This window comes from Bacteroidota bacterium (assembly GCA_026391695.1).
In the GTDB taxonomy this organism is placed as follows: Bacteria; Bacteroidota; Bacteroidia; order Bacteroidales; family JAGONC01; genus JAPLDP01.
This window is the reverse complement of record JAPLDP010000044.1, coordinates 1-9,457: the sequence shown is the minus strand read 5'-3', so window position 1 is coordinate 9,457 and position 9,457 is coordinate 1. Positions and strand designations below refer to the sequence as shown.

Annotated in this window: 4 protein-coding genes and 2 pseudogenes; 3 read left to right on the top strand and 3 right to left on the bottom strand. The window is 40.4% G+C overall.

Annotation, left to right across the window (positions count from 1 at the left end; translation table 11 throughout):
* Nucleotides 1-169 precede the first annotated feature (169 nt).
* The 3 genes and pseudogenes from NT175_06890 to NT175_06880 form a co-directional block, all read right to left on the bottom strand.
* A pseudogene (locus NT175_06890) lies at nt 170-1,834 on the bottom strand (HsdR family type I site-specific deoxyribonuclease).
* Nucleotide 1,835: 1 nt separating this feature from the next.
* Nucleotides 1,836-3,059 (bottom strand): restriction endonuclease subunit S, encoded by a 1,224-nt coding sequence (locus NT175_06885; GenBank protein ID MCX6234438.1) that lies wholly within the window; start codon nt 3,057-3,059, stop codon nt 1,836-1,838.
* Between the two features lie 3 nt (nt 3,060-3,062).
* On the bottom strand, nt 3,063-4,640 hold the full coding sequence (locus NT175_06880; GenBank protein MCX6234437.1) for a type I restriction-modification system subunit M: 1,578 nt from the start codon (nt 4,638-4,640) through the stop codon (nt 3,063-3,065).
* A gap of 590 nt (nt 4,641-5,230) precedes the next feature.
* On the opposite strand from NT175_06880, the gene NT175_06875 reads away from it, so the two are divergent.
* The 3 genes and pseudogenes from NT175_06875 (at nt 5,231) to NT175_06865 (ending at nt 9,135) form a co-directional block, all read left to right on the top strand.
* Nucleotides 5,231-5,593, top strand: coding sequence for a hypothetical protein (locus NT175_06875; protein ID MCX6234436.1), 363 nt, complete (start codon nt 5,231-5,233; stop codon nt 5,591-5,593).
* Nucleotides 5,574-7,913 carry a response regulator gene (locus NT175_06870; protein MCX6234435.1) on the top strand — a complete coding sequence of 780 codons (2,340 nt, stop codon included), beginning with the start codon at nt 5,574-5,576 and terminating at the stop codon, nt 7,911-7,913. Before NT175_06875 ends, NT175_06870 begins: the two co-directional genes overlap by 20 nt.
* Nucleotides 7,914-7,930: 17 nt before the next feature.
* Nucleotides 7,931-9,135: pseudogene (locus NT175_06865) on the top strand (sigma-54 dependent transcriptional regulator).
* The last annotated feature ends 322 nt before the right edge of the window (nt 9,136-9,457 follow it).

Genomic DNA, 9,457 nt, shown 5'->3' with positions numbered 1-9,457 from the left:
TCTCACGCTCCCTGAGCGCTTCAATGGCCACCTGCGCCTTAAAGGCTGCTGTAAATTTTCTTCTTCTTTTTTTCATATCACTGGTAAATTTAATTGTTTTTTCAACTTAACCAGTGGTCTGAATTTTGGGGAGTATTATATTGTTTAATCCATATAAGACTTTCGGTTCTTCTGAAATCGATAATTCATCGGGAATAAATCCATTAGCATCAGCATCATCTTCGTTGGCAACATAACTGAAAATGGTGGCAATTTTTAAATTGTGCTGTCCATCTTCTTTTTTCTTTTGAAAAATATCATAGTACTTGATCAACGTGTCTATGCTGCTCACGCAAAACATTGCGGTAAATTCTTTGCTATGTGTTTTGCGGTTGTGATTGGCTAATATGTAATCGGCAATTTTTTCCAACCGTACCGGTGATTCCATCAATTCTTTGATGTCAATGTCTTCTACTTCAATATCAATTTCTGTGGCACTTTCTTTCTTCTTGTATCTGCCGACATATTCAACCGAAAACTTCAATACATTTTCGTCTTTTATGGCATCAGTGATGACATATTTATGCAGACACTCACCAAACAATTCCTTGGTTGTTCGTTTTCCTAATTCATTTTTTACGGCATTCTCATTGAAAATAGGTGTGCCGGTAAAACCAAACAGTTGTATGTTATTGAAAAATGACCTGATACGTTTATGCGTTTCTCCAAATTGGGTGCGGTGGCACTCATCAAAAATAAATACGAGGCGCTGATCTTTCAGTTTTTCCATCTTGCCTAAATACCTTCCTTTGCTGATGGCGGTATTCAGTTTCTGTATGGTTGTAACAATGAGTTTGGTGTCGTCTGAAAATTGTTCAACCAATTGTTTGGTATTGTCTGTGCCATCCACGCAACCTTTTTTAAAACTATCAAATTCTTTGTTAGTCTGGTAATCCAAATCTTTTCTATCTACCACAAACACGACTTTTTTAATCTTAGGCAGATGGGTAAGAATCTGACTTGCTTTGAAGGATGTAAGTGTTTTACCCGAACCAGTGGTGTGCCATATATAACCATTACTGCGGCTGTGCATTACCTTGTCAACAAGTGCTTCAACAGCATAATATTGATACGGACGCAACACCATCAGTATTTTGTTAGTTTCGTTCAGCACAATGTATTTGCATATCATTTTAGAGATATGGCAAGGCTCTAAAAACTCAGAAGTAAAACCGTCCAGGATATTGGTAAGTCGTTTATTTTCTTTATTCGTCCAATAAAAGGTCTGTTTAAACGATTGATACCTGTTGTTGGCAAAATACTTTGTATTTACACCGTTGCTGATTACAAAAATCTGAATGTATTGATACAAGGCAGAATTTGCACCGAAGGAATGACGCTGGTACCGGTTGATTTGATTAAACGCTTCTTTAAGTTCCAGTCCTCTGCGTTTGAGTTCTATTTGTACCAATGGTAAGCCGTTAATGAGCAGCGTAACATCGTAACGGTTTTTATACTTGCCTTCCATTGTAATCTGATGTGTAACCTGAAATTGGTTTTGGCACCAATTCTCGATATTGATAAATTCAAAATACAGGTTATCGCCGTTATCCTTTAGAATGTGCTGCTTTTCTCTGAGTGTTTTTGATTTTTCAAATACCGAACCTTTGCTTAGGATATTGAGAACCTTTTCAAACTCCTTGTTGCTAAAATGAATATTGTTGTGTCTTTCTAACTGCTGTTTAAGGTTGGCAATAAGTTCCTTTTCGTCACTGATAAGTATCAGGCCATAACCTAATTTTTGCAATTGGGCTACTAATTGTTCTTCTAATATCTGTTCAGGTTGCTTAGGCATTTTAACAAAACATTTTTTGTAATAAACCTTTTTTCCAGTGTTCGGTTTTATCTATCTGTTTTTTGGTGTAGTCTATTTTTTCGTCTATGGCAGATAGGAAATTGGCGATTTTAATTTGTTCGGCAAGACAAGGAATGACAACAGGAAAAGTTTTATATTCTTCTGCATTAATACCTGGTTGACCTGAACGCATCGACATCATTTGTACCCATTTATTGTATGAATTCAAAAAAGTTTGAAAAAAAATAAAGTACGGATTAGCATCTGTGATTGAAAACCTTATTAAAAAGCCTGCAAAATATATATTGCCATCTCTAATATCATAAAGATAAGTTTTACCTACACTTGCACCTGTTCGTGCAAAAATCATATCTCCTTCATTTAACTTATATTTTTCTTCTATTACACAATCAGGTGAAGATAACGGATTAGGTAAAAACTTTCTTGACTTTTCATCTATATCGGTAATTCTAAGGTATTTATTTTCCCCATCAAATGGAATTGCTGCTGCATTCATTCCATACATAATCTTATTTGCAATCTCACCCAACTTTTTTTTCTCCCACTTCGGAAACTCTTTGCCGGTATCATCTTTAAACCGCAATTCCTGCGAAAAGAGTTTTTGCATTACACCTTTTTTGTATTGCTCCAGAAGAATTTTCTTTTGTTTGAGTCCGGCAATTTTCTTGTCTATTGTTGTAAAGAATGAAGCTATGCGGGTTTGTTCGGGAAAGATGGGAAATGGAATAGGCATTGCAAAAAAATCACCGGTTGTAATATTCATACGGTCAGCTCTTGCTCCATAATTTGCAATGCTTTCCATATATTCATGCCAAAATGAAGTAGAAAAATATTTTTCAAAAAAGTCTATGTTTCCTTTTAGAAGTTTAAAAACTAAATACAGTGGTGACATTACGCCTAATCCAATGTGGTTTCTACTTATTGGGCCAACTGGAGCATAATTTGAAATTCTTGGATTGTAAATGAAATCATCTTTTTCGACAACATAGTAATTCAATAAGTTATTTTGATTAGCAATATCTTTATCAAAATAATCTCTTTGATTAACGATTCCTAGACTTGCAGAGTTTGTAAATACATTGTTGATTGAATTATCTTGATTTTTATAAATTTTCTTTTCTGCAATTTCTCCTAACTTTTTCCTTTTCCATTCTCCTTCAAACTCAGGAAAGCGTAATTGTGGTATGTTCTTTTGTTTTTCCATTTTTTAAAAAGGCGTGGTGATATTGAGTTCTTTACAAAAACCTTCAATGGTTTTGTCAGTTTCGCTCATCTCTTTTTCCAATGCCTGCAATTCCCGGGCAATTGCATTTATATCAATGCTCTCATCCGCCTCAAAAGTATCTACATAACGAGGTATATTCAGATTGTAGTCGTTGTCTGCTATTTCTTTAAGTGTTGCTCGTTTGCTGTATTTATCCTCCTCTTTCCGGCTCCGGTATGTGGTGATGATCTTATCAATATGTTCGTCACGTAGAATGTTTTGCGTTTTTACCTTATCAAAATGTTGGCTTGCATCAATAAATAGTACATCTTCGGGATTTTCTCTGCATTTTTTATATACCATAATACAAGCGGGAATGCTTGTTCCATAAAACAAGTTTGCAGGCAAACCAATTACAGCATCCAAAAAGTTTTTGTCCTCGATCAGATATTTGCGGATATGTCGTTCTGCACCACCGCGAAACAAAGCACCATGAGGCAATACGATCGCCATGGTACCGTTTTCAGCCAAATGGTAAATCATGTGTTGCACAAATGCATAGTCGGCTTTGCTTGCCGGTGCTAATTTCCCATATTGGCTAAAGCGATCATCGCTTGTAAATAATGGGTTAGCACTCCAATGTGCAGAAAATGGCGGATTGGCAACAATGGCTTCAAACGTCATCCCTAAATGTTGCGGATGCTCCAATGTGTCCTCTTGCTTAATATCAAATTTGCGGTAATGCACACCATGCAAAATCATATTCATTCGGCAAAGGTTGTAAGTAGTACGGTTCATTTCCTGTCCGTAAAAGTTACTAACCTCTTTTACTTGGCGAGCAATACGCAATAGTAATGAACCTGAACCTGATGTTGGGTCATAAGCCGATTTTAGTTTTGTTTTTCCAGTAGTAACAATTTTTGCTAAAACGGTACTAACTTCTTGTGGTGTGTAAAATTCGCCAGCTTTTTTACCTGCACCACTGGCAAACTGAGCAATTAAATATTCATATGCATCACCTAAAACATCTAATTCCGTATCTTCTAATTTAAAATCAATTTTGTCAAGGTGTGAAAGCACTTTTGCAATGATTTCATTCCTTGCTTCGGGAGTTTTGCCAAGTTTAGTGCTGTTCAAATCCATGTCTTCAAAGAGGTTGTCGAAATCCTCTTCACTTTCAGTGCCCATGGTGCTGAGCTGGATATTGGTCAGGATTTTTTGCAGATCTTCGAGTATAAAATGACTTTCTTTCTCCTTATTTCCGTTTCCATTACCACGTTTTGCAACTTCACCGAACAATTCGGAAGGTTTTAAGAAGTAGCCCAACTTCCCCAATGCTTCTTCTTTGATGGCTGTAATATATTCTTTGCCTTTCGTGGTGTTTTCTTTTATATCACGATATTTAATATTGTCTTGTTGTAAAATCGTATTGGCATAAATCTCCATCTTTTCAGAGAGATATTTATAAAAAATAAATCCCAAAATATAATCACGGAATTCGTCCGCATTCATCTTACCTCGGAGGGTATTAGCTATATTCCAGAGCTGTTGTTCAAGTTGCCGTTTTTGATCTTCACTCATCAGTTAAATTTATATTATTAAAATTTCAACGTTCTTGCTCGGTAGGAGAAAAAACTAAAACACATTTGTACCGGCAAGTTACAAAAATATATATTGAATATTGGTCAATGCTTTTACAATTAAATCCGGCATCTCCATAATAGAATTTATATACCTTTTTAGGTACACCGCTACCTTTGATTTCTGCACGATCTATACTCAGATGATTAAGAGTATTACTCATCTTATATTCCGGGTCATTGATTCTCTTACCTGAAGGGCTCGCCGCCCCTCGGACTCCTGGCATTTTGCTTCACTAAATTTCTCTCTTTAAAAAAAGCTATCGGAGGCAGCGTCCTGGTGGGCCGGAGGGGGTGTGGGAGTGAAATTCCATATCATGGAGGAACGGTTTAATGGATAAAATTTCAAAAGACGTAGGAAAAAGTGTAAAAATATCACAAAAGACGTACGACATTTTGTGTATTTGGTGGAAAGGGATAACAACCGAATTTTCATGATCAGGTCAATTTGAGTTACCTGGAGGTGGAGGCGGGGGCCGCTCACCAGACGGAGAGATGACATCTCTGGCGAGATGTCATCCCTTTTATCATGTGGTAGCAGATCATTTAGCAGAAAGCAAAATTATTCGGCTTTCATGGGGAAGTAATTATTTAAAAAAACTTTGGCCAGGAAAGCTTAAGAGAATAGAATTACGTTATTTTATTGTATCTTGGTCTTTTGATATCATTATCAGTGATATTATGAAGCCAACCAAAGAAAATAAACTGAAAAAAGAGCCGAAAGAACGCTTTTCATTTGAGATCATCGTTTCAATCACCCTTCTGCTGGTTTTTATCCTGGTGATCATCACCAGCATTTTTATCCTACCTGCGCCTCGATCAGATAATCCTTACAGTGAGTTCCGGCATACGGCCCGACCAGAAACTGATCCTTGTGAAAGATATCTTCAATGACCTGACAGAAGCGGAAAATAGCGTTAAATCATATACCCTGATGAAAAATGCAGAGGATATGTCACGTTTCTACAGTATCACGGAAGTAACAGGAAGCAAATTCGACGAGCTGAAACAACTGTGTGTTCCCGGTGATACCATGGCTTCTTTGATCGATACCCTTGATGGCCTGGTGGAAGAGAAATTCGAAATACTCGATATGCTGCTTCTCATGCAGGATGAATCCAATGTAGAACAGGCCATGAAAGGGGTGATGCAAAGCCTCAAGGAAAAGGAACCACCTGCCGGAACTGCCGCCGTTGATACAAGTGACCAATTGGTCAAAAAAAAGGAAGGCAACTTCTTTACCCGCCTCTTTTCAAGGAAAGATCGGAAAAGGAAAAAGGAAACAGACACGGCCACTGCAACACCTGTACCTGAACGTGAACTCTTACTTGATGAGATCAGCTCCCTGGTGAAGAAAGCCCGGAAGGAAGAGATGACGCGTTCGCAGACATTGCGGCAGGAGGAGTGGGATCTGCTGCAGCAGGATAAGCTGGTCATGGACAAGATAAGGATGGTCATCGCAACGATGGAGCAGGTGGAGGCCGCTTACCTTGCCATCAGCACCAAAAATGCTGAAAGAAAAGCCGGTGAGGTCAAGCATATCATTATTGCTTTCGTCGTCTCTGCTTCTTTGCTCCTTCTGATGGCAACATTGGTGATATATCGCTATGTAAGATGGAACAACGATTACCGGAGAGCGCTGAAGTTGGCCAGGAATGAGGCAGAGGAGCTGGCCAGGGCAAAGGAACAGTTCCTGGCGACAATGAGCCACGAGGTAAGATCCCCTATGAACATCATCTCAGGCTTTATCGGGCAGCTCCTGAAAAGCCGGCTGGATGCGGATCAGCGCGATCAACTCGATATGGTGAAAAAATCGTCCGACCACCTGCTGCAGATGATTAACGATCTGCTAGATCTTTCGAGACTTAAGGCAGGTAAACTCGAACTGCAGGAAACCGAATTCAGCCCTGGTGAGGTTATGAACGATATGCAGAATATGCTGGCGCCGATAGCGATGGAAAAAAAAATAGACTTGCTTGCCTGGACAGATCCTGCTCTTCCGGCAGTCGTTTGCGGCGACGCGGTGAGACTCCGGCAGATATTATTCAATCTGGCCGGCAATGCCATCAAATTTACTGATAAAGGGCAGGTCTCCCTCAGGGCCTATCCAGGTCAAAGCACCAATGAAGATACACTTTTCATCTTTGAAGTGAAAGATACCGGGATCGGCATCAACGAATCTGACCTGAATAAGATCTTCGAGGAGTTTGAACAGGGAGCAGGGATTGCCGGTCAGCACAGGGGAGGCACCGGCCTGGGCCTGGCTATCACACGGAAACTGGTCGAACTCCAGGGTGGAAGGTTGTGGGTCGAAAGTCGTGTGGGAGAAGGCTCTTCTTTCAGGGCAGAGATCCCCTACCATATTTCAAAAGGTAAACTGAAAAACGAAAATTTATGTGAGACGGCAGTTGACCGGTCGCTGGAAAACATCCGGATTCTGGTTGTGGATGATGAAGAATACAACCGCCGGCTCATGAAGGCTGTTCTGGGGAAATATGGCTGTGTTGTCACAGAAGCCAAAAGCGGAGAGGAAGCCCTGCATGGAATCAGTGGGCACCCAGTGGAAGTCATTCTGATGGACCTTCGTCTGCCAGGGATGAGCGGGGCGGAGGCAGCCCGAGAGATCCGTAAGATTAGTGCTGACGGTGGAACGAAGATTCCCATTATAGCGGTCAGCGCTGCCGTCACACCAGCCAGCATGGAAGAATTCCGGAAAAACGGCATCGACGATTTTATCTTAAAACCATTCGATGAAGAGCACCTGGTGCAAACCATCCTTGCGGTTCTTGCCAAAGATGCCAAGCAGAAAAAAATAGAGAAGAAAGTCTTTACGACAGCTACCGCACCTGCACCTGAAAATAATATAAAGTCCAGGCCTGCTTATGACCTGAAGCCGCTCATGGAGGCCAGCGCCGGGGACAAGGTGTTTTTTGGCGAGATGATCCGTCTTTTTATAGAAAATACAACTCAGGGATTGAATGAAGTCAGCACATGTATTGCCGTGAATGAATGGGAAAAAGCAGCTGATATCATCCATAGTCTAAGCCCTCCCTGCCATCACCTGAAGGCAGAACGGCTCTACACCCTGTTGAAAGATGCAGAACAATCACTGCGAACGACCGGGAAATATCATCTGGCAGCCGAAACGATCCGGCAGGCCAGGAAGGAGTTTGATCTCATCGCGAAAGACCTGGAAACACACTGTGAACTTTAACGATTAAATCATTGGCTATGCAGGAAGAACAATTTAGAATATATGTGGTAGAAGACAACGAATGGTATAACAGGCTTCTGGTTCATCATCTGAATATGAATCCTGAATACGAGGTAACGAGCTTCCTCAAAGGTAAAGAGTTGCTGAAACACCTCCACGAACTACCCGATGTGATCACACTCGATTACCGGCTTCCTGATATTAAAGGCTCCGATCTGCTACGGAAGATCAGGGAATTTGATGAATCCATTGAAGTGATCATTATTTCTGAACAGGAGGATATACAGGTGGCAGTGGATCTTCTCAGGGAAGGAGCATCTGATTATCTCATAAAAAATGAAGAGATCCAGGAACGGTTACATAACACTATCCGCAAGATAAAGGAAAAGGCCGGACTGAAGAAACGGATCAGGGCACTGGAAAAAGAAGTGATCACCAAATACGATTTTGAAAAGGTCATTATTGGAAACAGCAAATCTATCCTTACAGTCCTTGAATTGATGAATAAAGCTGTCACAAATAATATAACCGTAACCCTCACAGGCGAAACAGGCACAGGCAAGGAAGTTGTTGCCAAGGCGATTCATTACCACTCAGCCCGGCGTGATAAACCGTTTGTTCCGGTCAACATGAGTGCCATTCCATCTGAGTTGTTCGAAAGTGAGTTTTTTGGCTTCGAAAAAGGTGCTTTCACAGGAGCTGTCGCACGCCGCAAAGGCAAATTTGAAGAAGCGGATGGCGGGACGCTCTTCCTTGATGAGATTACCGAAACCGACATCAATTTCCAGCCCAAACTACTCCGGGCCTTGCAGGAGCGGGAGATCAACCGCATCGGCAGCAATGAGACTGTAAAATTCGATTGCCGTGTGATGGTGGCCACCAACCGGAATCTTCAGGATGAAGTGAAAAAGGGTATGTTCAGGCAGGACCTGTATTATCGTCTCTTCGGACTGACCATCGATCTGCCGCCGCTGCGTGAGCGCGACAGCGATGTGCTCATCCTTGCCCGCCATTTTATGGCGATACAATCAATCTTGCCGATATTATACTCGGCCAGCCCAATTTCCTGTCAGATGTTATTTCAGAAGAGATGACCCTTAAGGAATACGACAGGAGCATTGTAAAGATTTATCTGAATAAAAATAACGACAATATCAAGCTTGTCGCTCAAAAACTGGGCATCGGACAGGCGACTATTTACCGGATGCTAAAAGATCAATGATCATCCCGTACATTTTATCAAAATGATAAAATCCTTATCATTTTAATAACCTCAATTTATTTCATTTATAAATAACTTACTGATTTATTATTGGTTACCATGATTTTTCCTTAATGGTACGCCGTTGGTATTATCAGGCAGGATTAAAATAAAAAAAGGAAGACATATGGAATCAAAAGTTAATAACTAAAGTTTCGCACCTAAATTTATGCTTTCATTATTAGCCTGTTTATCTTAAAGATTTTTTATTAAGCTCTTGCACTTCAATGTTATTCGTTTTTCATTTTTGATTTATGCAACGCGTCGAAATATTTGATCATCA

What these genes read in the sequence shown, in the direction of transcription:
- NT175_06880 (MCX6234437.1), bottom strand. Translation starts at nt 4,640, where the DNA reads ATGAGTGAAGATCAAAAACGGCAACTTGAACAACAGCTCTGGAATATA.
- NT175_06885 (MCX6234438.1), bottom strand. Translation starts at nt 3,059, where the DNA reads ATGGAAAAACAAAAGAACATACCACAATTACGCTTTCCTGAGTTTGAA.